A 22,176-nucleotide genomic window follows, 5' to 3' on the forward strand; every position below is an offset into this window, starting at 1 on the left:
CGCGTGCTAAATCGCAACCCAAGCCACACCAGCGGCGGGCAGGGTCAGGCCATCAAACTCACAGGGTGCATCGCCGTAGTTGAAATAGAAACGGTGCGTTTTGGTCTCTCGGCAGCGCAGGCCTTCGGGCATTTGCCGTGTTTCTATCCCGCAGCGGGCGGCGGCATCGGCGATCAGATGATCCCAGAGCGCTGCATCCGGCCAACCGCCCAGATACGAAAGCGCCCCGCTTGAGACCACCAATGCGGCCCCATCCGCATCCTGCAGGGTTACCTGCGCAGACCCCTCCAAGGTCTCAACCCAATGCTGCATAACACCGATCCCCGGAACGGTGCGGTGCGCGCCAGGTGACAGGCTTTCCACCCGTGTCACGGTCACATCCAGGCCCGGCAGACCGGGGCCCATTGGGGTCGGTATCGTCAGCTCTTCTGTAACGCAATTGCTGCGCGGCCCAACAAGGGCGGTCGTCTGGCCAAGCGCATGGCGCAGACTGTCGGGCAGTGTGGCGAGGCCAGGCACCAGCACCAGCCTGTACCCGGACAGATCAGATGTGGTGGACGGCAGGATATCGACCGACAACCCGCGCTTGCGCAGCGCACGATAGGCATCGAGCATCAGTCCAAAATATGTGAACCCGGCGCCTTGTGGCAGCGTGGCCCACGCCCATTCTGATGGATAATCAAAGATCAGAGCGACCTGCGCTTGCTGCACAGATACCTCAGGCATTGCGCTGATTTCTGTTGCGACGGCTTCTGCCTCGGCCAGCCCGGGGGCGGCCGCATCGTCAGGCCGCAGCAGTCCAGAGTGCATCTGTTCCTGCGCAAACGGGGCTTGTCGCCATCGAAAATAACTGACCACTTCTGCCCCATGGGCAAAGGCCTCCCACGTCCAGAGCCGGACCATGCCGGGCAGCGGGGCAGGGTTGTGCGGTGCCCAGTTGACGGGCCCCGGCTGCTGCTCCATCACCCACCAGCGGCCGTTCTTGCCGACCGCCCGGTACAGGTCGTGGTGAAAGGCCTGCATATCCGGATCACCCTGCTGCAAATAGCGGGATTTATGCGCCGGCGTCGCCTCCAGCCGGTCAGAGAGAAACCCGATCGGATAGCTGTCCCAACTTGCGATTTCAATCGAGCGTCCGACCTCGAAATGGTCAAAATCCAGCACCCGGCCCATGTAGTTGTGGATCAGCGGCGCATCGGTATGGGCGCGCAGGGCGTCGACCTGTGCCATGTGATAGGCAACCACCTGATCGGAACTGAAACGGCGAAAGGCCAGCGCGTGGCTTGGGTTGGGTTCTGTGACCGTCAGGTTGGGCAAATCCACCTGCGCAAAACTTTCGTATTCCATCGACCAGAACACATTGCCCCAAGCGGTGTTCAGCGCGTCGATCGTACCATAGCGCGTGGCGAGCCAGTCCTGAAAGGCGAGGCGCGCGGCCTCCGAATAGGACAGAACGGTGTCGTGGCAGCCGTATTCGTTATCCAACTGCCATGCGTGAATGTGCGGATCTTGTCCGTATCTTCGTCCCAAAACATCAGCAATCGCGGCGGAGGCTTTGCGATAGCCTGCATGGCTAAAGCAATAGTGCCGCCGTGAGCCGAAATTGCGCGTTCGCCCCAGTGCATCGACGGCCAGCATGTCCGGAAACCGATCCAGCATCCAGCGTGGCGGGGTACAGGTCGGTGTGCCCAACACGATTTTCAGGCCAGCACTGGCCAAAACATCGATCGCCCGGTCCAGCCAGTCAAAGGTGAAACGCCCCGGCTCCGGTTCCATCCGGCTCCATGCGAATTCGCCTATGCGGACCCATGTGATGCCTGCCGATACCATGCGTGCGGCGTCTTTGGCCCACATGTCTTCGGGCCAGTGTTCAGGGTAATAGCAGACGCCAAGGGCGCGTTTCAGCGGCGCGCTCATAATATGACCTGCGGTTCCGGCAGGCCTGCGCCGACCCCGTTTATGGCAAAAGTCATACCATGCTGGGTCGACTTTCCATCTGATGTCTCAGGCAGGCCATTGGCCGATGAAGTGACAAAGAGAGTATCCATGTTATCTCCGCCGAAGGCCGGGCAGGTCACGTTTTGCGCTGGCAGTGAAATGCTGCGTTCAAGCTGTCCCTGCGCGTTGAAACACATCACTTTGCCGGCCCCCCACATGGCAATCCAAATACGGCCCGCTGCATCCATCTGCGCGCCGTCCGGGTTCAGCCCGTCCTGCGTCAGGTCAAGAAACACAGATACCTCACCTTGTGGCCAGCCATCGCTATCCAGCTGCGTTCTCATCACCTTCTGCGTCGCGGTATCGGTGAAATAGGCGCAGCTTTTGTCCGGCGCGAAACAGATCGCATTCGGGATTGTGATCTGGCCGAACAGCCTGCGCAGCGATCCTTTGAAATACCGATAGATTGCGCCGGCTTCATATTGTGCATCACGCCCCATGGTGCTGATCCAGAACCCTCCCCATGGGTCAGCGCGCCCGTCGTTGGGTCGCGTCTCCGTGCGGTCCTGTTCAAGGGGGGCGATCAGGCGGCGCTGTTGCGTGCGCAGATCAAACTGCCACAAACCCGTTGCAGAGGCGACAAGAAGTGTCTTGTCATCTACCCAACCAGCCGCTGACACGGTTTCGTCAAAGAGCCAGTGCCGCAGGCCAGTTTCGTCCCTGCTCAGAAGCGCGTTTTCCAGAATATCAAACCAAAACAACTGACGGCGCTGTGGATGCCAGAGTGCCCCTTCGCCGAGCGTGCAGACGCGGGCATCATGGACCTGCGCCGTCATGCAACGGCTTCCCGATAGGCGGAGACGATACCGCGGGCATTTTCTGCAACCTGTTGCGCGCTCATCCCGGGCTTGAACAGGGCAGATCCCAGTCCGAACCCATCCGCGCTCGCGTCGATCCAGGTTTGAAAGTTTTCAGGACCCGCACCACCGACAGCATAAACGAGAGTTCCCGCAGGCAGAATTGCACGCATGGCGGCCAACCCTGACGGGCCGGCCATCGCACCGGGAAAGAGTTTCAGCCCATCTGCCCCAGCCTTGAGCGCTGAAAAGGCTTCGGTGGGGGTGAATATGCCGGGCCAGCTTTGCATGTCCCGTGCTTTGGTGGCTCTGATCACATCGGGGTCACAATTGGGCGATACAATCAGTTTGCCCCCTGCATCTGCCACCGCCGCGACGTGTTCGGTGTCCAAAACAGTGCCGGCACCTATCAACGCGGCATCGCTCAATTCCCGCGCCAGACGGGTGATGCTTTCCAACGGGTCGGGCGAGTTCAGGGGCACTTCGATCTGTGTGATCCCGACATCGACTAAGGCATGGGCGACGCTGCAAACCTCATCGGGGGTCACACCGCGCAGAATGGCAATAAGAGGCAAGGTCATGTGCAGGCTTTCAGTTGTCGGTGTGCGGCCGTTAACCCGGCCAGAGTGGCACGTTCCGCATCGACCATGGTTGCGGGCACGCCCTGTGCGCTCAGCGCTGTCTGATAGGCGTGCGCCTGCGGGTTCATGCCCAGAATTGCCAGATTTTGTCCCAGCCAATAAGGGCGTGTGGCGGCGATTTCCATGCCGATCAGATATCCCGACAATGTCGCACGGGCGTTGTCCGGCGCGGTCAGGCTCAGCAAGTCACCCGCCCGCAGCGCAAAGAGCTTGGCAGCCACGCGTTCGGGACGGCTCAGGCTGTCGGCGACGGCGTCCTGAAACACGGCCTCATCCCATGTGTCTGGCGCGACCGAGTGACGCAAAACCGAAACCTCGCTGAGCAGGGCAAAGATCTCGCCCGTCATAAAGGTCTGAAAACTCACGACTTCACTGGCACTCAGATGCACCCATTTGGTATGCGTGCCCGGCATGCACAACACGCCGTCCCATTGCGGGTTGAGGCTGAGAAACCCCGCGATTTGCGTTTCTTCACCGCGCATCACGTCAGGGGGCGCGTTTTGGGACAGGCCTGATACGATATGAACGCGCTGACCGGTGTGCATCGTGATTTGCGTCAGCCCGTCGGCAATGGGCGCGCAAGGCACTGCGCGATAGGGGGCTTCTGCCCAGCCTTGCCGCGACCCGACCATGCCACAGGCGATGATGGCACCCAAGCCATCATGTATCCAAGGGTCGATCAGTGTGCGCAGCGCCGGTTCAAAGCCTGTCGGTTCGAGCTTGCTCATCCCGGCATCCGAAGCTGCGCGCGCCAGAACCGTAGCCCCCTGCATCGCAAAGGCGCGCAGGTTCGACGTGCCCCAATCCAGCGCGATCCACTCTGGTGTGCATGTCCCGCTCATTGTGCACTCACCCTGTCGTCACCACGCCGCCGTCCACGACCATGCATTGCCCGGTCATCATGCGGCTCGTTTTCGAGGCCAGAAACAAAACGGCGTCAACAACATCCTGTGGCTCCAGATGGGTCTTGAGGGATTGGCGCTCAAGGTGTGCGGCAAGTCCTTCTGGTGTGGCCCATTTGTCCAATTGTTTCGGGGTCAGCACCCAGCCCGGTGCCAGGGCATTCACGCGGATGCCGTTTGGACCCAGTTCGCGCGCAAGACTTCGGGTCAGGGCTGTGATGCCGCCGTTGGCCGCCGTGTAGGCCGGATAGCCCGCGTTGCCCATCATGTAGCTGATGGAGCTGAAATTGATGATCGACCCCGCACCGCGTTTGATCATCGACCCCGCAACCGCTTGCGCTGCGAAAAAATAGGCTTTGAGGTTGATGTCCAGATAGGCATCCCATTCCTCGGGTGTGGTTTCGAGCCAGTTGTGGCGCTGGTCGTTGGCTGCGTTTGATACAAGTGCGTCAATCGGGCCATGCGCCTTTTCGGCGGCGGCGATCGTTTCGCGCAGTCGGTCCGTGTCGGTGATGTCGCCTTGTAAAAACAGTGGTGCAACCCCGTGCTTTTTTTCCATTTGCGCGACAAACGCAGTGGCGTCAGAACGACCGATAAAGGCGACCTTCGCCCCCTGCGCCAGAAATCCGTCCGTGAGGTCCGCACCTATCCCAGAGCCACCGCCGGTTATGTAGATCGAAGCGCCCTTGAGGTCATGAAAAGTTGCGGTTTTGGTCATGAAAATCTCCAGTCTGGTGGGCGGCGTAGGCGTCTGCGATACACTGCTTGGTGACGCAGGGCCATTGTAAATTCCGTGTTTCGTGTCACAGGCGGCGGCCCTCCAGCACCCACATGGATTCGGGAAAACTCCATGGCAGCGTGAGGCCGTTTTGCATCAGGGCTGCCCCGCTCAGCGTGACAGGGCCGTCCTTGAGGGCCAAAGAGCCCCGCGACAGATGCGATGCGGCCTTGCGATTGCGCAGGCTGACCTCGTAACGCGCCTCTGGCTCCAGCCGGGTCAGGCGCAAAGGGCGCGGGGCGATCTGATCCGACGTGCCGGATTTACCGACAAAGACCACGAATTGGCCGCCGTTCCGGGCAAGTTGCTGTTCGGCAATGACCGACGGGTCCGCCGCATCCAGCCGCAGGATATCGCCTGTGTCCATCCAGTCGCGGTTGTTCTTCCACCACTGGGAAACATCACGCAGAACGTCTGCTTCCTCGTCGGTCAACTCGCGCGGGTCCATCTCAAACCCCATATGGCGTTGTGCCGCCACCCAAGCGCGGAATTCAATGTCTAATATACGGCCCGAGGTATGGCATTTGCGCGGCCCCACATGGCTGCCGGTGACGCAGGAAGGTAAAAAAAGCGCGGCGTTGTGCTGCATCTTCAGCCGTTCCAGCGCATCATTGCTATCGGACAACCAGACCCTTTGCGTGCGGTGCAGGATGCCGAAATCAATCCGCCCGCCACCCGAAGCGCAGCTTTCAATTTCCACATGCGGAAAATCGGCGCGCAGCCGATCCATCAGCGCATAGGAGCCGCGGGTCTGGGCCGCATCGGGCATGGGCAAGACCCGGTTGTGGTCCCATTTGATGTAGTCGATGGGGTGAGCAGAGAGCAGCGCAGATATGCGCTGATAGAGGAAATCGCGCACCTCCGGCAAGGCCATGTTGAGCGCCTTTTGCTGACGGCCAAGGATTTGATCCTCTGCCCCCAACGCCCAATGGGGATGGGCGCGGTGGATGTTGGAATTCGGATTGATCATTTCCGGCTCGAACCAGATGCCAAAACTCATGTCTTGTGCATGTATAAAATCGATCAGCGGCCCCAACCCGTCCGGGTATTTGCGCGGGTCCACTTCCCAGTCCGACAGCGACGAGGTGTCATCGTCGCGCTGCCCGAACCAGCCATCATCCAGCACGAAACGCTCCGCACCAAGGGCGGCGGCCCGTGTGGCGATGTCCTTGAGCACCGGCAGGTCGTGTTTGAAATAGACCGCTTCCCAGCAGTTATAATGCACCGGGCGCGGGCGGCCCGTCTCGGTCCAGCTGACGATCCGGTCGCGCACATGGCGTTGAAAGGAGACCGCGCAGCCGTTGAGACCGTCGCAGGAATAGACCGCATAAAGCGGGGCGGTACGGAATTCAGTGGCGGCAGCCGTTTCCATGCGGGCGGCGTGGCCGAACTGGATCTGGCGCCGGCCATCGGGCAATTCTTCGGCGATCATCCGGTGCCCGCCGGACCAGCCGTAGTGAAAGGCATAAGCCTCACCTGCGGTATTGGTCGCCCCCTTGCAGGGAACGACCAGACCGGGAAAATGCTCGTGGCCGGTGCGCCCCGTGCGGTTTTCGCGGTAGCGGATGCCCGGCGACCATGCGGTGCGGTTCATCTGGAATTCACCACACCAGCGGCCTGCGAAATCAATCATCTCCTCGCTATGTTGCGGGGCGGGCAGGACAGGGGCGGCCAGCCAGTGCAGATGCAGCGGTCGGTCAGCAGATAGCCGTGCTGTCATGGCGATCACATGGGTGTCGGCATCGAGCGTAAATTCCGCCACATAGGTCAGTTGGTTGGCCGCGTCGACGCAGGTCACGGTCAAGGTCAGCTCGGACTGCGTCACGTGATCCAGCCGGAATTTCGGCAGGAAAGGCGTGCCGTCCCGGTCACGCACAATGAGACCGGGCTGGCCCGGGAAGCTGCGTGCAGCCTCAGGGCAGAGCGACAGATCCGGGTTCTGATCCAGCATGCCACCCGTCACATCGAGCGTGCTGACATCGCTGAGCGCGCACAGGTCTTCGCCCGGTGGCAGGGGCGCGCCCCAGTAAATGACCTGCGGGCACCGCCCATTTGTCGAGGCAAGCGCCAGCGTCTGGCGCGCGTCATCCAGCCGCCAGCACTCTGTCACTTGACGGCGCCCAGCGTCAAACCTGCGATAAAGTGCTTTTGCATCAGAAAGAACATCAGAACCGGGGGCAGGGCGGCGACAATGCTGCCCGCGCTCATCAGGTGATAGGCCGCACGGAACTGCGCGTTGAACGAGGTGATGCCCGCCGTGACAGGCTGGCTTTCCGGTCCTTGTGTCAGGACCACCGCCCAGAAATAATCGTTCCAGATAAAGGTAAAGATCAGCACCGACAACGCCGCAATCGCGGGTTTCATCAGGGGGATCACGACGTACCAGAAAATCTTCCACTCCGCGATGCCTTCAACACGCGCGGCTTCGATCAGCTCGAACGGCAGGGCGCGGATGAAATTGCGCATGAAGAGCGTACAGAACCCGGTTTGAAACGCGATGTGAAACAGTACCAACCCGGTTTTGGTATTATAGAGCCCCATATCGAGTGTCAGATCACGCACCGGCACCATGAGGATCTGGAAGGGCACGAAGTTGCCCGCCACGAACATGAAGAATATCCAGATGTTTGATTTGAATTTGTAAATCCCCAGCGCAAAGCCCGCGAGGCAGGACAGCGCGACGGCACCGACGACAGTTGGGACAGTAATCAGGACCGAATTCAGCATGTAGCGCGGCATGTCAGAGTTGAAGAACACCTGCCCGTAGTTGTTGAACAATTCGAAAGACGACGGCATGCCCCAGTAATTCCCCTGGGTGAAGTCTTCGGCCGGTTTGACGGAGAACACGGCAACCGCGATAAGCGGCAGCAACCACATGATCAGCGCCAGCGGCAGCAGGGACTGATAGGTCAGCTGTGCAGGGCGGGATCGCTTTTCAATGGGGGTGGGGAACATCTCTTAACCCTCCGTGCGGGCTGGCAGGACCGCGTGTTTTGCCTCAGGAAAGGGGGTGCGCAAATGGGTCATCGGCCACGCTCCTCTTTCCACATGGACCACAGGAAATACGCGATAAAGACCAGCATGATCAGAAACAGCACCACCGCGATGGCAGCACCATAGCCCATGCGGAACCCGTATTCGGACAACGCTTTTTCAAACATGTAAAATGACAGCACCCGGGTCTGCCCGAACGGTCCACCGTTGGTCATGATTGAGATCAGATCGAACGAGCGCAGTGCGCCGATGATCGTGACCACAAAGGCGATGAAGGTGGCGGGTTTGAGCTGCGGGATGATGATGTACCACAGCATTTTCCAGCCCTTGGCTCCATCCAGTCGACCCGCCTCGATCTGCTCGGGGTCCACGGCGTTCAGCCCGGTGAGGTAGAGGATCATGCAATAGGCCGTCTGCGGCCAGAGGCCAGCCGCGATAATGCCATAGGTCGCCCATGACGGATCGCCCAGCACATTGACGGGACCAAGCCCCACAAGGCCCAGCATCCCATTGAGCAGCCCCTCATTGGGCAGGTAGAACCATGAAAAAACGAGGCCGACCACCACCTGGCTGATCACGAAGGGAAAGAAAAACAATGATTTATAAAGGCGTATGCCGGTGACTGTCTGATTGAGAAACAGCGCGATAAATAAACCGCCGGGAATGGCCAGCAGATAAAACAGCAGCCACTTGAGGTTGTTCCAGAGCGACACCTCGAACGCGCCGTCGTCCATCAGTTCGACGTAGTTGCCCATGCCTATAAAGCGCGCCTCGCCCAGCCCGTCCCAGTCGTAAAACGAGATCACGATGGATTGGTAGATCGGCCAGATCACATAGAAGGCAAAGAACAGGATGGCAGGAGCCAAAAACAGCCAAGGCGTTACGGCGATTTCGTTGCGCTTGTACCAGCTGCGATCTGCGGTGCCGGATGTGATGGTGGGATCAACTGTTGACATGAAGCATCTCCTGCGGCGTGCGGATCCGCCATGGCCAGCATGCTAACCTGCGGGGTGGCGCAGACCGGGCACATGTGCGCCCGGCCCGATGTCGGTTTTACTTGCTGTAGACGCGCGCGGCGACTTTATCGAGACGGTTCAGGATATCGTCGAGGTTGTCCGGGATTACCATGAATTCCTGCAATCCCTGCATGGCTTCCGCCGCCATTTCTGCTGGGTAGTCGCGGTCAAAGAACTGCGCGACGCCGCCCGGTGAATTGGCCGACAGCATCTCGAAACCCTCGTTCAGGAATTTGTCATCATCCACCGACGCGCTTGCGTTAATCGGCAACTGACCCAGATTGGCCCCGTTGTTGATCTCGGTCTGAACATCCGCAGAGACCACGTAGCGCAGGAATTCGCGCGCGGCTTCCTTGTTCTGAGCCCCCGATGGGATGTGGAAGGTATCCGTCGGCGCATCTTCGGCCAATGCGACATCGGGGTTGATTGCGGGGAACTGGTAGAAGTCCAGCTGATCATCCGTCAGGCCCGCCTCGCGCAGCGGTGCAACAGCGAAGTTGCCCATGAGGTAGGCGGCAGCTTCGCCATTGACCATGAAGGGCAGGGCCTCCTGCCAGGAATAGTTCTGGTGGTTGGCCACAAAGGCCCCCATGTCGATTAACTCGCGCCAGTTAGCAAAGGTGGCGCGCACACGGTCATCGGTCCATTTCACCTCACCGGCGGCCAGCGCCATGTGGAAATCAAAGCCGTTGGTGCGCATGTTGAGATAGTCAAACCAGCCGCCCGCCGTCCACAGAAATTTGGAGCCGATGGTATAGCAGGCACGGCCTGAATCGACGATCGCCTGACAGTTGGATTTCATCTCATCGAAATTCGCCGGTTCGGACAGGCCCAGTTCCTCATAGATGTCTTTGCGATAATAGACGCCCCATTGGTAATAGGTGTAGGGCACGCCCCACTGCTTGCCATCGATGGTCATCGCACCTTTGGTGGAGGCAAGGTTTTCGGCAATCTCAGGCTCTGCCCAGAGGTCAGAGACATCCTCAAACAACCCTGCGGACACGTAGGGTGTCATGCGATTTGCGGCGTACCATGTGGCAACGTCCGGCGCGTCCGCGGTCAGAAAATTCCGGATCTGCGTTTTATAGGCTTCGCGGTCAATCACCGTGGTCTCAATGTTGAGATCGGGGTGCAGCGTACCGAAATCGCCAATCATCTTTTCCATCGTCGCGCGGGGCGCGGGGTTGGAGGTATCAAGGAATATTTTCAGATCACCCGTCAGCTCAGCCTGTGCGGCCCCGGCAATTATGGTTGATCCGGCCAATGCCAAAGCCATGGATGTGGTGGTGAAGCGCATGGTGTCCTCCCTAAGGTACGGTTGCTACTTGCAAGACTATCAGTTCCATTATGTGAAACTTGGTTTTATATATTGAAAACTACAACGCAATCTGCCTAAAGTGTCAACAGTGTTCTTTTCCCGGTGGGCGAGAACATGCGGTGGGGTACGGGTGCAAATGCGCGTGGTCGGATCAAACGATGCAGCGTTTTGTGCCGTCTACCCCGGTGAGATGAAGGGACCCGCAGGGCATGTCCGGTGATGGAACGGTAGGCAAGGCACTTGATGTGCTGGATCAGGTTGCGGAATTTGGCCAGCCTGTGCGGTTTGCCACGCTGTTGGCGCAAAGCCACTTTCCCAAGGCGACGCTTTATCGGTTTTTGCAGACGCTCACATCGCAAGGCATGCTGAGTTATGATCCGGAACGTCAGACCTACAGTCTGGGCGTGCGTCTGGTGCGGCTTGCCCATGCGGCCTGGGCGCAGAGCTCGCTGGCACCGATTGCGCGACCGCATCTTGACCGGTTGAGCGCAGAGATTGACCAGACGGTGCATCTGGCGCAGTTGGACAATGCACAGGTGCTCTATGTGGATAAGCGCAACGCGGCCCAACCCATTGAGATGTTCAGCGATGCGGGCAAGGTCGGTCCTGCCTATTGCACGGGTGTGGGCAAGGCGATGTTGGCGTTCCTGCCGGGCGGTGACTTGGAGGGGGTCCTTGCGCAGCAGTCTTTCCATCGCTTTACGCCCAATACATATTCTACCGCCGACGCACTCCGCGCCGAGCTGACCAATATCCGTGCGCGCGGCTACGCTTTTGACCGCGAAGAACACGAACCCGGGATCATCTGCATCGCGCAACCGATCCTTGCACCGGGGGGGCGTGTGCTGGGCGCGCTTTCGATCACGGGGTCAACGCGGATCATCTCGTTGGATCAGCTGGAAGCGCTTGCGCCATGCCTCGCCCGGACCGCCACTGCCATTGCTGCCGATGTGCAGGACTGGCGCTTTCCCGATGCAATGCCTCAAATGACAGGGACGTAATCAAATGACAGGTGTCACGCTTCAGAAGACGATCAAACGCTATGGCGAAACGCAGGTGATCCATGGAATCGACCTTGAGATCGAAGATGGTGAGTTTTGTGTGTTTGTTGGCCCATCAGGATGTGGAAAGTCCACGCTGCTGCGCATGATCGCCGGTTTGGAAGAGACCAGTGAGGGACACATTCATATCGGTGAGCGTGATGTGACGCGCATGGATCCTTCAGAACGCGGTGTTGCCATGGTGTTTCAGACCTACGCGCTTTATCCGCATATGACGGTTGAGGAAAACATGGGGTTCGGCCTTAAGATGAACGGCGTGCCCAAGGATGAGATCGCCAAAAAGGTGAATGGCGCGTCTGATATCCTCAAGCTGGATGAGTACCTCAAGCGCAAACCAAAAGCCCTGTCTGGTGGTCAAAGGCAACGGGTCGCCATTGGACGCGCCATCGTGCGCGGGCCGGAGGTTTTCCTGTTTGATGAACCGCTGTCGAACCTCGATGCAGAGTTGCGCGTCGAAATGCGGGTGGAGATCGCGCGCCTGCACAAGGAAATCGGCGCGACCATGATCTATGTCACCCATGATCAGGTCGAAGCGATGACGCTGGCGGAAAAGATCGTCGTGCTGCGCGCCGGTCATATCGAACAGGTGGGTGCCCCGCTTGAACTCTACCGCGACCCTGACAATCGGTTTGTGGCAGGTTTCATTGGGTCACCAGCCATGAACTTTCTAAATGGCACGGTGGTTGACGGGGGCATCGAGGTGCCCGGTTTGGGTCGCACCGTCTCCACTCAGGTCGCGTTGCCAAGTGTCGGAAGCGCGGTCATCCTTGGTGTCCGGCCCGAACATCTGGTGGTCCAGAAGGGGCAGGGCGCGTTGAAAGCTGAACTCTCTGAAGCCTTGGGCGGTGTTTCCTATCTGCATCTCGACACACCAACCGGTGAGCGGATGATCGTGGAAGAGCGCGGCGATGAACGCGCTGCGGCAGGCGATGTTGTAGATGTCACCTTCGAAGAGCGCCGCGTGATGGTTTTCGAGCGCGAGAGCGGTTTGCGGCTGCGTTAGCCGTCGCGGGTCTTTCCTGCGCGTTATCATTTGGTCGTAGTCTTTGCTTCTCTTGCGTGCATAAGTGGCTATATGCGCTTTCTTCGTGATTTTGTCGGTTTTCGGCAATTTTTACGCCATTTATGCACAGATATTGCATGTAAATTAGCAAGATATATCAAGTAAAAATCAACAAGATCGAACGATCGCAGCGCAGTTTGCGGCCGCATACAACGCCGGAAAACAGCAGTGCCGGTGCTGCATGTCCCTTCCTGCTAATTTGAATTCAAGCGGCCTGTATATCGGCAATGAAGGTCGGTAGCTTCTTCTTGAACGGAAAAAAACCACGAGTTGCATGGGGCCAGGTCATTCGGTCATAGGGGCGCATCAGTTGAATAATCGGCGTTGCGTCGTCCTTTCTTGAAGCCTGCGCTAGCAGTGTGGCAACGGGCCCGACAGGGGCGTAGGGCGTCACGATCTGCTCAAGGTTCTGCGCCTTGGCCCAGTTCTGAATGTCCTCATCCGAGGTCAAAGGTGTCTGCGGGCCCAAGCGGTCCCCCCAACGGGTTGTCACATCTTCCAGTGCGGCGCTGCGAAAACCGGCAATGTGGGGTGCGCTTTCCAAGGGGCCGAATTTGGTTTGAGGCTTCAATACCCCGCAGGCAACCGGGTCAACCATATTGAGAAAGAAGCCGGGGCTGAGGTCTTCTTCGTGCAGCAGAAAACCGGTCCGTCGTGCCGGATCGTATGCCGTACCAGGCGGCAGGCTGCGCGGTTCCGGGGGCAGGGGGGCACTGCGTGGAATGGCTTCGCCGGCCAGTTGCCATTTGGGGTGAAAGCGATTTTCAGTAAATTTCGAGATGTTACTTGAGCGCGCCAGATAGGTCTTGCCTTGGGTCTGTATGCCCGCAACCCACCGCCAGCCCAATGTGTTTGATGCCGGATCGCCATCGAGCAAATGACGCAGAAAGAAATCCGCACCCAGTTCCCATGGCAGCTCAAGCGTGAAAATCCAGATGGATGCAAACCACATGCGCGCGTGATTGTGCAAATATCCGGTCTCGACCAGCTCATGCGCCCATGCGTCGAAACAGTCGATCCCTGTCTCGCCACGACAGGCGTTTTCCCAACGGGCGCGCAAACCGGCTTGTGTCTGAACGTCATTCCACGCCTGATCCAGCGCCACCTGATACTGCGTCCAGACCGCCGGACGTAATTCCAGCCAGCCTTTCCAATAGGTGCGCCAGAAAACTTCCTGCATGAATTTTTCTGCAGCCGCGATGCTATGACGCTGCAGTACAGCATTCACGACCTCACTTTCAGTGATCAGCCGACAGCGCAGGTAGGGCGAAAGGCCTGAGACATGGGTGTGATTGCCCGGTCCAAAATCATAATTTCGCCGCGTGGCATAATCGCGGCCCGCCTGCGGAACGAATGCTGAAAGCCGTTCAAGAGCGGCGGTGTGCGTCGGGAGGAACATCTGTGACATCTGCGGCGACATAGAGGCGCAGGAAGGCAGGTCAACAGCAAAACCCAAAGTTGTGTTGCCCCCCTTGCGGCTCCTTCTTACCAACACTAATGTTCTGTCAACCGTTCGCAGGTATGGTCCTGACAACGAGGCAGCAGACAGGCATTCCACATGAAAGACCCGATTGAAACATACATGAACCTTGTTCCCATGGTCGTGGAACAAACCAGCAGAGGCGAACGCGCCTACGACATATTTTCACGCCTGCTGAAAGAGCGGATCATCTTTCTGAACGGCCCTGTGCATGACGGAATGTCGTCCCTTATTGTGGCACAGCTTTTGCACCTTGAGGCGGACAATCCGGCGAAAGAAATTTCGATGTATATCAACAGCCCCGGCGGCGTCGTCACCTCCGGTCTGTCGATTTATGACACGATGCAATACATCAAACCCAAGGTGTCGACGCTCGTGATCGGTCAGGCGGCCTCGATGGGGTCGCTGTTGCTGACAGCAGGTGAGGCCGGCATGCGCTTTTCGCTGCCCAACAGCCGGATCATGGTGCACCAGCCATCGGGCGGATATCAGGGCCAAGCGACGGATATCATGATCCACGCTGCGGAAACGCAGAAGCTCAAGGATCGACTGAACGAGATTTACGTCAAGCACACGGGCCAGACGTTGAAAAAAGTCGAAAACGCATTGGAGCGGGATAACTTCATGTCTCCTGAAGAGGCGAAAGACTTTGGCCTTATCGATGAGATTGTTGAAAATCGCAGCAAAGATGATGCCGAAACGTAATGAGGCTTTTGTCTAACCGTTCGTTTACCATTTAGCGATTGTGGACGGACTGGGGCTGGCCTAAACTGATACAGAACATGGAGAGCATTCCAGACCGCTGGTTGCTCTCCAAAGGACGCGATACCGGAAAGGCTTCAAATGGCGACGAATTCAAGCGGAGACGGCAAAAACACGCTATATTGCAGCTTTTGTGGCAAAAGTCAGCATGAAGTGCGAAAGCTGATCGCCGGACCGACCGTTTTCATCTGCGATGAATGTGTTGAGCTTTGCATGGATATCATCCGCGAAGAAACAAAAGCGTCGGGGCTGAAGGCAACCGACGGTGTTCCGACGCCGAAAGACATCTGCGCTGTGCTTGACGACTACGTTATTGGTCAGGCGATGGCGAAACGCGTTTTGTCCGTGGCCGTGCACAACCATTACAAACGCCTCAATCACGCCCAAAAAGGCGGCGACATTGAATTGGCAAAATCCAACATCCTTTTGATCGGACCAACGGGGTGCGGCAAGACGCTGTTGGCTCAAACGCTGGCGCGTATTCTGGATGTGCCGTTTACCATGGCAGATGCTACAACGCTGACCGAAGCGGGCTATGTTGGTGAGGATGTCGAGAATATCATTCTCAAGCTGTTGCAGTCGTCTGAATATAATGTCGAGCGGGCACAACGCGGCATCGTCTACATCGATGAAGTCGATAAGATTACACGCAAATCCGAGAATCCTTCGATCACGCGCGATGTATCGGGCGAGGGCGTGCAACAGGCCTTGCTCAAGCTGATGGAGGGGACCGTTGCATCCGTTCCTCCTCAAGGGGGGCGTAAACACCCGCAACAGGAATTCCTTCAGGTCGATACGACGAACATCCTGTTTATCTGCGGTGGGGCCTTCGCGGGTCTCGACAAGATTATCGCGGCACGCGGTAAAGGCTCGGCAATGGGTTTCGGTGCCGATGTGCGGGGGAATGATGACCGCGGGGTTGGCGAAATCTTTACTGACCTGGAGCCCGAAGACCTGTTGAAATTTGGATTGATCCCGGAATTCGTGGGTCGTTTGCCGGTGCTTGCTACCTTGGAAGATCTGGATGAGGATGCGTTGGTTACGATCCTGACCCAGCCCAAGAACGCATTGGTCAAACAGTATCAGCGTTTGTTCGAGCTTGAAGATACCGAACTGTCCTTCACCGATGATGCGCTTTCAGCCATTGCGAAACGTGCGATCGAACGGAAAACAGGAGCCCGTGGGCTGCGGTCCATTCTGGAAGACATCCTGCTCAATACCATGTTCGAACTTCCCGGTTTGGATAGTGTAACCGAGGTTGTGGTGAACGAAGAGGCCGTGAATTCTGACGCTGCACCTTTGATGATCCATGCAGACGCGAGCAAAGAACCTGCAAGCGCCGGATGATCTTTGGCAACCCTGACCGTATCGGAAGGTAGGACATCGCGGCCTGCTTTTGAAAACACGGTTGTTTTGTCAGACCAATTCCAGCGGCAAGGGATGTGTGTCGCAACAAGAAACCAGCGCGCATTAGGGACAGTGTCATGTCAATAAAACGCATTCCGTCTGGCGGCGCTTTCGAGGCCCAAGTTGGATATTGTCGGGCCGTGGTCGCAGGCGGCTGGGTGCATGTCTCTGGTACGGTCGGTGAGGGCGAGACAGTCACAGAACAATGCGCATCCGCACTTGCCGTCATTGAGGCTGCACTGGACAAAGCCGGGTGCCGCTTTGCGGATGTGGTGCGCGTGACGTATATGTTGCCCCAAGCCGCTGATTTTGAAGCCTGCTGGCCGCTCTTGCGCGCCGCTTTCGGTGCTCACCCACCGGCTGCCACGATGATCGAATGCAACTTGATTGATCCAAAATTCAGGATTGAGATCGAAGTGACAGCTTTGCTGCCTGACTAGACGCGGCAAACCGCGCATCCATCTGGACGTTTTGCGTATAATCCGCCATAGCTATCGAAACGGTTTGATCGGAGAAAAACCATGGGCTTTTTGACTTCTATTTTGCGCTCCGTCACTTGGTGGAACGGGCAAACGCTGAATACGCAGCTCTGGACATGGCGCAATGGTATCAAAGTGGGTGAAGACAGTCAGGGCAATGTGTTTTATGAAAACAAGGACAAATTGCGCCGGTGGGTGATTTACAATGGTGAAGCCGAGGCAAGCCGCGTCGACCCCGACTGGCATGGGTGGCTGCATCATACTTGGGATACCACACCGAGTGAATCGCCGTTGAATCATAAACCGTGGCAAAAGCCGCATCAGGAAAACCTCACAGGGACGGCTCTGGCTTATGCGCCAAAAGGTTCCATTCGCCGGGCAGAACCAGAACCGCGCCGTGACTATGAGGCGTGGACGCCGGAGTAAACAAGATGGCTGAACATACAACTGAAGTTCTCGTTGGGGCGGGTGTCCTCGCCGCCGCAATCGGATTCGTCGTCTACGCCGGGCAAATTTCAGGCTATGCGGGGGGATCGGCGACATACCCACTTGAGGCAAGCTTTCGCAGCCTTGAAGGTGTGAATGTGGGCAGCGATGTGCGCCTGGCGGGTGTCAAAATAGGCACCGTGTCCGAGGTCACGCTGAACGCGGAAACATATCGCGCCGACACGACGGTATCGCTGAGCTCAGAGATCGAAATTCCGGACGACAGCGCAATCATAATATCGTCTGAGGGCCTGCTGGGCGGCAACTTTGTTGAAATCGTACCGGGCGGTTCGCCTTATTTCTACGCGGCAGGTGACCAGATTGAGGATACTCAGGGCGCTGTCAGTCTTGTGTCGCTGCTGTTGAAATTCGTGGGCGGCTCTTCTGAATGATCCTGCGATCCTGTCTGGCTTTTGTGTTCACTGCCTCGGCCGCACTTGCACAGCAGGCGGCAACCGAAGCCACCGGCGCGCAATTGCGTGGTGTTGACCGAATAAATGGTGATACCTTCGAAATCATCGTACCAAGGGGTCAGACTGCGGAGCTGGAACGCATCAGCATCACCTTGAATTCCTGCCGCTACCCGGTGGGCAACCCATCGGGCGACGCTTTTGCCTCTCTGAATGTGCGTGACATTAATTCCGGGGCCAACATCTTCTCAGGTTGGATGATCGCGTCATCCCCGGCGCTCTCCGCGATGGACCATCCGCGCTATGACATCTGGGTGATGCGCTGCACGACCTCCTGAGGGGTGCGCAGGGGCGGGTTTACAAAACTTGCTGGACGGGCGCAGGCGCTTTGAAGCGCTTTTTGATATTCTGCGCGACTGATTTCGATGGCACCGAGGGAGGCAAGGTGGTCGGTTAAAAACTGCGTATCAAACAGCGCAAAACCACCATCGAGCAGCCGGTCCACCAGACAGGCAAGCGCTATTTTCGATGCGTTGGTGCGGCGTGAAAACATGCTTTCGCCAAAAAATGCGGCCCCCAGCGTGACACCGTAAACCCCGCCAACCAGCGTATCCTCTTCCCAGACTTCAAGCGAATGCGCTTGGTCTCGTTCGTGTAACGCGTTGTACAAGCTTCGGATTTCATCGTTGATCCATGTGTCAGCACGATCCGCGCAGCCATCCACAACGCCTGCAAAATCCTGATCGACCCTGATTTCAAAGCCTGTGCGCAGCATCTGGCGGCGCAACGACCGTGACACATGGAACTCGCGCAAAGGCATGACCCCGCGACGCAGGGGATCAACCCAGAAAATGTCCGGATCATCGCGATGCTCCGCCATTGGGAAAATACCCGTCGCATAGGCCTGCATCAGCACGTCCGGGGTCAATCGCATGACGACAGACCCTTAACTTGCGCTGAGGTTTGCGTCCAGCCACTGCTCCAGCCAGTGGATATTGTATCCACCCGACAAAACCGCGTCTTCTTCCAGCAACGCATGGAAAAGCGGCACGGTCGTATCAACGCCATCAACGATCAACTCACCAAGCGCGCGACGCAGGCGTGCGAGGGCTTCGGGTCGATCACGACCATGCACGATCAGCTTGCCGATCAGGCTGTCGTAATAGGGCGGGATCGAATAGCCGTCATAGAGCGCCGAATCCATGCGCACCCCAAGACCGCCGGGCGCGTGATATTGGGTAATGCGACCGGGGCAGGGCGTGAAATTCGGTAATTTCTCCGCATTGATACGCACCTCGATAGCGTGTCCGTTGATTGCAAGGTCTTCTTGCTGAAAGGACATCTCCATGCCGCTGGCCACACGGATTTGTTCGCGCACAAGGTCAACGCCGAAAATCGCTTCGGTCACTGGGTGCTCAACCTGCAAGCGTGTGTTCATCTCGATGAAATAGAACTCGCCGTTTTCATAAAGAAACTCGATGGTGCCAGCGCCGATGTAGTTGATCCGCGCAACGGCATCTGCGCAAACCTTGCCAATGGCCATGCGTTCTTCGGCAGAGATGGACGGTCCGGGCGCCTCTTCAAAGACTTTCTGGTGGCGGCGTTGCAAAGAGCAATCCCGTTCCCCCAAATGCACGGCGCGTCCCTTGCCATCGCCAAACACCTGTATCTCGATATGTCGGGGCGTCGTGAGGTATTTTTCGATGTAGACTTCATCATTGCCGAAATTGGATTTGCCTTCCGCGCGGGCGGTCATAAAGGCTTTTTCCATATCCTCGGCGTTCTGGGCGACTTTCATGCCGCGGCCACCACCGCCTGCGGTCGCTTTGATGATGACGGGGTAGCCAATCTCTGCACCAATCCGTTGTGCATCCTCAAGTGTTGGAACGCCACCCTCAGATCCGGGCACACAAGGCACGCCGAGGTTTTTCATCGTGTCTTTGGCGGTGATCTTGTCGCCCATGACACGGATATGCTCAGCGGTTGGTCCGATAAAGCTGATCCCGTGATCTTCAACGATCTGAACAAAACCGGCATTTTCTGACAAGAACCCGTAACCGGGGTGTATCGCCTCTGCGCCCGTGATTTCACAGGCCGAGATGATAGCGGGAAAGGACAGATAGCTTTGCTGGCTCGCGGGTGGGCCGATGCAGATGCTTTCATCGGCCATGCGCACATGCATCGCGTCACTGTCGGCAGTTGAATGTACCGCGACAGAGGCAATGCCCATTTCGCGCGCGGCCCGCACAACACGCAGGGCGATTTCGCCGCGGTTGGCAATCAAAATCTTGTTGAACATGCTGGTCGCTCCTATTCGAGGATAACGAGCGGAGTGCCGAATTCGACTGCGGCGCCATCTTCGACGACAATGCGCTTGACGGTGCCGGATCTGGGGGACGGGATGTGGTTCATGGTCTTCATTGCTTCGACGATCAACAGCGTGTCGCCTTCGGCCACCTTGGTGCCGACGGAGATAAAGGCAGGCGCGCCGGGCTCAGCCTGCATATAGACAGTGCCGACCATGGGAGAGGTCACAGCACCCGGCAGATCGGCAGGGTCATCTGCGGTTTCTGCAGGCGACGCGCTGGGTGTTGCAGCAGGTGCCGCCACGGGGGAGGCTGGCGCGGCTGCCGCGACCTGCGTGAAGACCTGTTGCTGGTGTCGACTGACCCGCACGTTCAGGCTGTCATCCGCGCCGTAGTCTCTTTTGACCTGAAGCTCAGTCAGGTCATTTTCACGCAGCAATTCTGCAAGGGCCTGAATAAATGCCACATCTGCGTCATGGTTCTTTTTTGTCATTAATATCCTCGACCATATTCTGGGCAGGCCGTATTGGCATCGGCCCTTGTTCCTGCGCGCTTGTTATATGCGAAGGGTGACGCCATGGAAACCCGCCTATTGCAGCGCTGCGCAGAGCGGGTAAACTCCAAACCAGCAGAAGGAGCAAGTGGTGAACCTCGCACATTGGCTTGAGCGACAGGCGCAAATCACCCCTGAGCGCCCCGCGCTTTTCTTTGGCAAGACATGTGTCGCGGATTACGGTCAGTTTTGGCGTGAGGCGCGCGCGGTGGCGGGCTGGCTGTCGGGGCAGGGTGTGGGGCCGGGGGACCGGGTCGCGCTGTTCATGAAAAATGTGCCAGATTATCTGACGGTCTTTTATGGGATTTGGGCCGTTGGGGCGGCCGTGGTGCCGATCAATGCCAAATTACACGGCCGCGAGGCTGCGTTTATCCTTGAGGACAGCGGTGCCAAACATGTGTTTACTTCGCCCGAGTTGATGGCATCGCTCAGCCAGGCAGGGGCCACCACCGATCAGACCGAAGTGCCGGGCGCCGCTTTTGACGACATCAAATCACATGCCCCAATTGAGGCTGTGACACCGCGCGAGGGGGATGATCTGGCTTGGTTGTTCTATACATCCGGGACGACGGGCAAGCCCAAGGGGGTGATGATCACCCACCGCATGCTCAGCGTGATGAGCCTGTGTTACGTCACGGATGTTGATGCCGTTTCTCCGAACGATGCCACGATCTATGCAGCCCCGATGAGCCACGGCGCAGGCATTTACAACATGATCCACATCCGGGCCGGGGCGCGCCACGTTTGTCCGCCCTCGGGGGGCTTTGATCCGGACGAAATCCTGACGCTGGCGCAGCATTTCGGGAATGCGCATCTTTTTGCAGCCCCCACGATGGTCAACCGGCTGACCCAACATGCCTCTGCGACGGGACATCGCGGCGAGGGGCTGCGCACGATTATTTACGCGGGCGGGCCGATGTATAACGCGGATATCATCGCGGCTGTGGATCACTTTGGGCCCATCTTTATTCAGGTTTATGGTCAGGGTGAATGTCCGATGGGCATCACCGCCTTGTCCCGCGCGGATGTGACAGACAGGACGCATGTCGATTGGGCGCGCCGGTTGCAATCTGTCGGGCGTGCGCAATCCGCAGTCGAGGCCGCGATTGGTGATGAAAACGGCAAGCCGCTGCCCGTCGGCGCGCACGGAGAGATCATGGTGCGCGGCGACACGGTCATGCCCGGATACTGGGCCAACCCGGAGGCGACGGCCAAAACCCTGCTGAATGGCTGGCTGATGACCGGCGATATGGGGTTCATGTCGGAAGATGGCTATGTGTCGCTGCAAGACCGATCAAAGGACATGATCATCACGGGGGGATCAAACGTCTACCCGCGCGAGGTCGAAGAAGTTCTATTGCAGGACGGCGGCGTCACCGAAGTGTCGGTCGTGGGCCGCCCACATCCGGAGTGGGGCGAGGAGGTAGTCGCATTTGTTGTCGGCGAGATGGATCCGGCGCGGCTGGACCAGCTGTGCCTTGATCATATCGCGCGTTTCAAAAGGCCGAAAGAATACGTGACGCTCACTGCCTTGCCGAAAAACAATTATGGTAAAGTGCTTAAAACCGAGTTGCGCAAACTGTTGGCAAAGGGTTGAGTGAGAGGCATACTTGCTCACCCTGCCCAGTATCGCAGGCACGCGCACGAAGACATCGCTCCATACTGCGCGTAACGTGCGCTGCCCGAAATAACGGAGATCGTCGCATCTGCGGGTGCATGATGCGT

General features: G+C 58.0%; 22 protein-coding genes. 9 read left to right on the forward strand and 13 right to left on the reverse strand.

Annotated elements, in window-relative coordinates:
• Positions 1-6 precede the first annotated feature (6 nt).
• The 9 genes from RLO149_RS07610 to RLO149_RS07650 form a co-directional block, all read right to left on the reverse strand.
• Positions 7-1,917 carry a beta-galactosidase gene (locus RLO149_RS07610; RefSeq protein WP_013961500.1) on the reverse strand — a complete coding sequence of 637 codons (1,911 nt, stop codon included), beginning with the start codon at positions 1,915-1,917 and terminating at the stop codon, positions 7-9.
• On the reverse strand, positions 1,914-2,774 hold the full coding sequence (locus RLO149_RS07615; RefSeq protein WP_013961501.1) for an SMP-30/gluconolactonase/LRE family protein: 861 nt from the start codon (positions 2,772-2,774) through the stop codon (positions 1,914-1,916). Before RLO149_RS07615 ends, RLO149_RS07610 begins: the two co-directional genes overlap by 4 nt.
• Positions 2,771-3,376: a 2-dehydro-3-deoxy-6-phosphogalactonate aldolase gene (locus RLO149_RS07620; RefSeq protein ID WP_013961502.1), complete on the reverse strand. Its 606-nt coding sequence runs from the start codon at positions 3,374-3,376 to the stop codon at positions 2,771-2,773. Before RLO149_RS07620 ends, RLO149_RS07615 begins: the two co-directional genes overlap by 4 nt.
• Positions 3,373-4,278, reverse strand: a complete 906-nt coding sequence (locus RLO149_RS07625) for a 2-dehydro-3-deoxygalactonokinase (RefSeq protein WP_013961503.1) — start codon at positions 4,276-4,278, stop codon at positions 3,373-3,375. The genes RLO149_RS07620 and RLO149_RS07625 overlap by 4 nt, the downstream gene beginning before the upstream one ends.
• A gap of 7 nt (positions 4,279-4,285) precedes the next feature.
• On the reverse strand, positions 4,286-5,056 hold the full coding sequence (locus RLO149_RS07630) for an SDR family NAD(P)-dependent oxidoreductase (protein ID WP_013961504.1): 771 nt from the start codon (positions 5,054-5,056) through the stop codon (positions 4,286-4,288).
• 85 nt (positions 5,057-5,141) lie between these two features.
• Positions 5,142-7,226, reverse strand: coding sequence for an alpha-galactosidase (locus tag RLO149_RS07635; RefSeq protein WP_013961505.1), 2,085 nt, complete (start codon positions 7,224-7,226; stop codon positions 5,142-5,144).
• Positions 7,223-8,071, reverse strand: coding sequence for a carbohydrate ABC transporter permease (locus RLO149_RS07640; RefSeq protein WP_011569006.1), 849 nt, complete (start codon positions 8,069-8,071; stop codon positions 7,223-7,225). Before RLO149_RS07640 ends, RLO149_RS07635 begins: the two co-directional genes overlap by 4 nt.
• A gap of 68 nt (positions 8,072-8,139) precedes the next feature.
• Positions 8,140-9,066 (reverse strand): carbohydrate ABC transporter permease, encoded by a 927-nt coding sequence (locus tag RLO149_RS07645; RefSeq protein ID WP_013961506.1) that lies wholly within the window; start codon positions 9,064-9,066, stop codon positions 8,140-8,142.
• A 97-nt stretch (positions 9,067-9,163) separates the two neighbouring features.
• Positions 9,164-10,423, reverse strand: a complete 1,260-nt coding sequence (locus RLO149_RS07650) for an ABC transporter substrate-binding protein (RefSeq protein WP_013961507.1) — start codon at positions 10,421-10,423, stop codon at positions 9,164-9,166.
• A 230-nt stretch (positions 10,424-10,653) separates the two neighbouring features.
• On the opposite strand from RLO149_RS07650, the gene RLO149_RS07655 reads away from it, so the two are divergent.
• Positions 10,654-11,445 (forward strand): IclR family transcriptional regulator, encoded by a 792-nt coding sequence (locus RLO149_RS07655; RefSeq protein ID WP_013961508.1) that lies wholly within the window; start codon positions 10,654-10,656, stop codon positions 11,443-11,445.
• 4 nt (positions 11,446-11,449) lie between these two features.
• Positions 11,450-12,508 carry an ABC transporter ATP-binding protein gene (locus RLO149_RS07660; RefSeq protein WP_013961509.1) on the forward strand — a complete coding sequence of 353 codons (1,059 nt, stop codon included), beginning with the start codon at positions 11,450-11,452 and terminating at the stop codon, positions 12,506-12,508.
• Between the two features lie 265 nt (positions 12,509-12,773).
• Here the strand turns inward: RLO149_RS07660 and RLO149_RS07665 are convergent, their stop codons facing one another.
• The gene (locus RLO149_RS07665; protein WP_245538138.1) at positions 12,774-13,967 is read right to left on the reverse strand and encodes an FAD-binding domain-containing protein; all 1,194 of its coding nucleotides are present in this window, start codon (positions 13,965-13,967) and stop codon (positions 12,774-12,776) included.
• Positions 13,968-14,126: 159 nt separating this feature from the next.
• Between RLO149_RS07665 and RLO149_RS07670 the strand changes: the two genes are divergently transcribed.
• From RLO149_RS07670 to RLO149_RS07695, 6 genes are all read left to right on the forward strand, one after another.
• Positions 14,127-14,753, forward strand: coding sequence for an ATP-dependent Clp protease proteolytic subunit (locus tag RLO149_RS07670; protein ID WP_013961511.1), 627 nt, complete (start codon positions 14,127-14,129; stop codon positions 14,751-14,753).
• Between the two features lie 138 nt (positions 14,754-14,891).
• Complete coding sequence (gene clpX / locus RLO149_RS07675) at positions 14,892-16,157, forward strand: ATP-dependent Clp protease ATP-binding subunit ClpX (protein WP_013961512.1); 1,266 nt, start codon at positions 14,892-14,894, stop codon at positions 16,155-16,157.
• 137 nt (positions 16,158-16,294) lie between these two features.
• Entirely contained in the window at positions 16,295-16,657 is a 363-nt protein-coding gene (locus RLO149_RS07680; protein ID WP_013961513.1) for a RidA family protein, read from the forward strand.
• Between the two features lie 81 nt (positions 16,658-16,738).
• Positions 16,739-17,122 (forward strand): NADH:ubiquinone oxidoreductase subunit NDUFA12, encoded by a 384-nt coding sequence (locus RLO149_RS07685; RefSeq protein WP_013961514.1) that lies wholly within the window; start codon positions 16,739-16,741, stop codon positions 17,120-17,122.
• Positions 17,123-17,127: 5 nt separating this feature from the next.
• On the forward strand, positions 17,128-17,574 hold the full coding sequence (gene mlaD / locus RLO149_RS07690) for an outer membrane lipid asymmetry maintenance protein MlaD (protein WP_013961515.1): 447 nt from the start codon (positions 17,128-17,130) through the stop codon (positions 17,572-17,574).
• On the forward strand, positions 17,571-17,930 hold the full coding sequence (locus RLO149_RS07695) for a DUF2155 domain-containing protein (protein ID WP_013961516.1): 360 nt from the start codon (positions 17,571-17,573) through the stop codon (positions 17,928-17,930). Before mlaD ends, RLO149_RS07695 begins: the two co-directional genes overlap by 4 nt.
• Here the strand turns inward: RLO149_RS07695 and aat are convergent.
• The 3 genes from aat to accB are packed head-to-tail and all read right to left on the reverse strand — an operon-like array spanning position 17,894 to position 20,391.
• Positions 17,894-18,526 (reverse strand): leucyl/phenylalanyl-tRNA--protein transferase, encoded by a 633-nt coding sequence (gene aat, locus RLO149_RS07700; protein WP_013961517.1) that lies wholly within the window; start codon positions 18,524-18,526, stop codon positions 17,894-17,896. The genes RLO149_RS07695 and aat overlap by 37 nt on opposite strands.
• A gap of 12 nt (positions 18,527-18,538) precedes the next feature.
• Entirely contained in the window at positions 18,539-19,891 is a 1,353-nt protein-coding gene (accC, locus tag RLO149_RS07705; RefSeq protein ID WP_013961518.1) for an acetyl-CoA carboxylase biotin carboxylase subunit, read from the reverse strand.
• Between the two features lie 11 nt (positions 19,892-19,902).
• Positions 19,903-20,391 (reverse strand): acetyl-CoA carboxylase biotin carboxyl carrier protein, encoded by a 489-nt coding sequence (gene accB / locus RLO149_RS07710; RefSeq protein ID WP_013961519.1) that lies wholly within the window; start codon positions 20,389-20,391, stop codon positions 19,903-19,905.
• A gap of 151 nt (positions 20,392-20,542) precedes the next feature.
• Here accB and RLO149_RS07715 point away from each other — a divergent pair, with 151 nt between their 5' ends.
• Entirely contained in the window at positions 20,543-22,048 is a 1,506-nt protein-coding gene (locus RLO149_RS07715) for a class I adenylate-forming enzyme family protein (RefSeq protein ID WP_013961520.1), read from the forward strand.
• The last annotated feature ends 128 nt before the right edge of the window (positions 22,049-22,176 follow it).

Source organism: Roseobacter litoralis Och 149 (assembly GCF_000154785.2).
GTDB lineage: Bacteria > Pseudomonadota > Alphaproteobacteria > Rhodobacterales > Rhodobacteraceae > Roseobacter > Roseobacter litoralis.

What these genes read in the sequence shown, in the direction of transcription:
- RLO149_RS07610 (WP_013961500.1), bottom strand. Translation starts at nt 1,917, where the DNA reads ATGAGCGCGCCGCTGAAACGCGCCCTTGGCGTCTGCTATTACCCTGAA.
- RLO149_RS07615 (WP_013961501.1), bottom strand. Translation starts at nt 2,774, where the DNA reads ATGACGGCGCAGGTCCATGATGCCCGCGTCTGCACGCTCGGCGAAGGG.
- RLO149_RS07620 (WP_013961502.1), bottom strand. Translation starts at nt 3,376, where the DNA reads ATGACCTTGCCTCTTATTGCCATTCTGCGCGGTGTGACCCCCGATGAG.
- RLO149_RS07625 (WP_013961503.1), bottom strand. Translation starts at nt 4,278, where the DNA reads ATGAGCGGGACATGCACACCAGAGTGGATCGCGCTGGATTGGGGCACG.
- RLO149_RS07630 (WP_013961504.1), bottom strand. Translation starts at nt 5,056, where the DNA reads ATGACCAAAACCGCAACTTTTCATGACCTCAAGGGCGCTTCGATCTAC.
- RLO149_RS07640 (WP_011569006.1), bottom strand. Translation starts at nt 8,071, where the DNA reads ATGTTCCCCACCCCCATTGAAAAGCGATCCCGCCCTGCACAGCTGACC.
- RLO149_RS07645 (WP_013961506.1), bottom strand. Translation starts at nt 9,066, where the DNA reads ATGTCAACAGTTGATCCCACCATCACATCCGGCACCGCAGATCGCAGC.
- RLO149_RS07650 (WP_013961507.1), bottom strand. Translation starts at nt 10,423, where the DNA reads ATGCGCTTCACCACCACATCCATGGCTTTGGCATTGGCCGGATCAACC.
- RLO149_RS07655 (WP_013961508.1), top strand. Translation starts at nt 10,654, where the DNA reads ATGTCCGGTGATGGAACGGTAGGCAAGGCACTTGATGTGCTGGATCAG.
- RLO149_RS07660 (WP_013961509.1), top strand. Translation starts at nt 11,450, where the DNA reads ATGACAGGTGTCACGCTTCAGAAGACGATCAAACGCTATGGCGAAACG.
- RLO149_RS07665 (WP_245538138.1), bottom strand. Translation starts at nt 13,967, where the DNA reads ATGTTCCTCCCGACGCACACCGCCGCTCTTGAACGGCTTTCAGCATTC.
- RLO149_RS07670 (WP_013961511.1), top strand. Translation starts at nt 14,127, where the DNA reads ATGAAAGACCCGATTGAAACATACATGAACCTTGTTCCCATGGTCGTG.
- clpX (WP_013961512.1), top strand. Translation starts at nt 14,892, where the DNA reads ATGGCGACGAATTCAAGCGGAGACGGCAAAAACACGCTATATTGCAGC.
- RLO149_RS07680 (WP_013961513.1), top strand. Translation starts at nt 16,295, where the DNA reads ATGTCAATAAAACGCATTCCGTCTGGCGGCGCTTTCGAGGCCCAAGTT.
- RLO149_RS07685 (WP_013961514.1), top strand. Translation starts at nt 16,739, where the DNA reads ATGGGCTTTTTGACTTCTATTTTGCGCTCCGTCACTTGGTGGAACGGG.
- mlaD (WP_013961515.1), top strand. Translation starts at nt 17,128, where the DNA reads ATGGCTGAACATACAACTGAAGTTCTCGTTGGGGCGGGTGTCCTCGCC.
- RLO149_RS07695 (WP_013961516.1), top strand. Translation starts at nt 17,571, where the DNA reads ATGATCCTGCGATCCTGTCTGGCTTTTGTGTTCACTGCCTCGGCCGCA.
- aat (WP_013961517.1), bottom strand. Translation starts at nt 18,526, where the DNA reads ATGCGATTGACCCCGGACGTGCTGATGCAGGCCTATGCGACGGGTATT.
- accC (WP_013961518.1), bottom strand. Translation starts at nt 19,891, where the DNA reads ATGTTCAACAAGATTTTGATTGCCAACCGCGGCGAAATCGCCCTGCGT.
- accB (WP_013961519.1), bottom strand. Translation starts at nt 20,391, where the DNA reads ATGACAAAAAAGAACCATGACGCAGATGTGGCATTTATTCAGGCCCTT.